This is a genomic window from Candidatus Cloacimonadota bacterium, from assembly GCA_011372345.1.
Lineage (GTDB): Bacteria > Cloacimonadota > Cloacimonadia > Cloacimonadales > TCS61 > DRTC01.
In genome coordinates this window covers 1-1,885 of record DRTC01000599.1, presented here as the reverse complement: position 1 = coordinate 1,885, position 1,885 = coordinate 1, and the positions used below count along the sequence as shown (strand labels likewise).

The following is a 1,885-nucleotide window of genomic DNA, read 5'->3' as shown; positions in this document are numbered from 1 at the left end:
TTGTAAAATTAGAAAATGGAGTAAAACTAACAACTCAAATTGTGGACTGTGATCCGGAAAAACTGGAAATCGGAAATGAGGTTAAACTCGTTTTCAGGAAAGTCCAAAAAGAAGGAAAAACAGGAATTTTACTTTACGGTTATAAAGCAGTTTTAGCCTGATATATTTCAATCAATCCTGATTGAGAAAAAGTAAAATCTTTTAATCATCTAAAATCCAGTCAAGAACTTGAAACAAAGTATTTGACTGGATTAGTTGATTTATATTTATGAATAAAATGCAAGTTGAGAGGTTATACCTTTAATGATATCAAAAAAAGATAAACAAACAATTATAAAATACTCAAAAAAATATGATCTCGGAAAAGTAATACTATTTGGTTCTTCCAAAGATAAGAAAAACGCAAACGATATCGACATTGGAATCAAAGGAATAAAATCGGAGAAGTTTTTTGATTTTTGTTGGGAAGTTTATCGTGATCTCTCGAAACCTGTCGATATCATTGATTTGAGTGAAAAATCACTGTTTAACCAACTTGTTGAAAGAGATGGATTAGTGTTGTATGGTTAATGTTAAAGAAAAAGTTTATGCTGAATTTGAATTTATCGAAAAAATTCTCAAAGAATTAGAGATAGCAAAAGATAATCCTGACAAAGAACTTGTGGTTATAGTTGGAATTAGTGCTTATCTTCAAAATATTTATATGGGAATCGAAAATATATTAAAACAACTATTGAAGCATAAAAGAATTCCAATTCCCAACACTTCAACCTGGCATAAAGATTTAATAAATTCAGCCATTAGAAATAAAATCATCAAGGAAGATACGGCAAATAAAATCGGAAAATATCTATTCTTTCGTCATTTTTTCACTCATGCTTATAGTTTTCAAATCGATGAAGATAAACTTAAAACCTTTAATAGAAAATATCCCTGAAATATTTTCTGATTTCAAAATAGACATTGATAGTTTTTTATCAAAGTTAGAAAAAAATAATCAATAAATTTTATAGGAAAAATTTATGTACAAAATCGAATCCAAAATAAACACGAACAGTCAATCTTTCATAGAAAACACAAAATCTATGGAAAAAGCTGTTGATGTCTTAAAGGAACGCCTTTCTCTAATCAGGAAAGGTGGTCCTGATTATATGCATGAAAAGCATAAAAAAAGAGGGAAACTTTTTGTACGAGATAGATTAAGCTTACTTCTTGATCCTGATACTCCGTTTCTGGAATTAAGTTCTCTCGCTGCCTGGGATATGCATGAAAACCAACATCCATCTGCTGCAATTATTACCGGGATCGGAGTTGTGAAAAACCGGGAAGTAATGATCATTGCTCATGATGCAACTGTCAAAGGTGGAACATATATTCCGGAAACGATCAAAAAACATATCCGCGCTCAGGAAATTGCGATTGAAAATAGACTTCCCTGTATTTATCTGGTTGATTCCGGAGGGATATTTCTGCCGCAACAAGTCGGAACATTTCCCGATAAAGAGCATTTCGGCAGAATTTTCTATAATCAGGCGAGGATGTCTGCAGAGAATATTCCGCAAATTTCTGTTGTGTGCGGATTCTGTACTGCTGGAGGAGCATATCAACCGGCGATGAGCGACGAAGTTGTGATCGTGAAAGGAATTGGAACGATTTATATTGGCGGACCACCTTTAGTCAAAGCAGCAACCGGAGAGATCGTCACTGAAGAAGAATTAGGTGGAGCAGATGTTCACAGCCGCATTTCCGGAGTCGCTGACCATTTTGCAGAAACCGATGAGCAGGGAATCGAGATCACCAGAAACATTGTTGAAAATATTACTTCCAACCAGAAATTTCCTTTAGAAAGATCCCAACCGGAAGAACCTACTTACGATCCGAAAGA

4 protein-coding genes are annotated in these 1,885 nt (G+C 34.0%); all 4 read left to right on the top strand.

The window, feature by feature from the left end; genetic code table 11:
* A partial coding sequence (locus ENL20_11450; GenBank protein ID HHE39168.1) for a transcriptional regulator occupies window positions 1-161 on the top strand: 161 nt, incomplete at its 5' end.
* A gap of 142 nt (window positions 162-303) precedes the next feature.
* Complete coding sequence (locus ENL20_11445) at window positions 304-570, top strand: hypothetical protein (GenBank protein ID HHE39167.1); 267 nt, start codon at window positions 304-306, stop codon at window positions 568-570.
* A complete protein-coding gene (locus tag ENL20_11440; protein ID HHE39166.1) occupies window positions 563-937 on the top strand; it encodes a hypothetical protein in 375 nt (124 codons plus the stop codon). The genes ENL20_11445 and ENL20_11440 overlap by 8 nt, the downstream gene beginning before the upstream one ends.
* 85 nt (window positions 938-1,022) lie before the next feature.
* Window positions 1,023-1,885, top strand: an 863-nt coding sequence (locus tag ENL20_11435; GenBank protein HHE39165.1) for a methylcrotonoyl-CoA carboxylase, incomplete at its 3' end; no start/stop codon positions are given.

Excerpts from the sequence above, each read along its gene's own strand:
- ENL20_11445 (HHE39167.1), top strand. The coding sequence starts at position 304 with ATGATATCAAAAAAAGATAAACAAACAATTATAAAATACTCAAAAAAA.
- ENL20_11440 (HHE39166.1), top strand. The coding sequence starts at position 563 with ATGGTTAATGTTAAAGAAAAAGTTTATGCTGAATTTGAATTTATCGAA.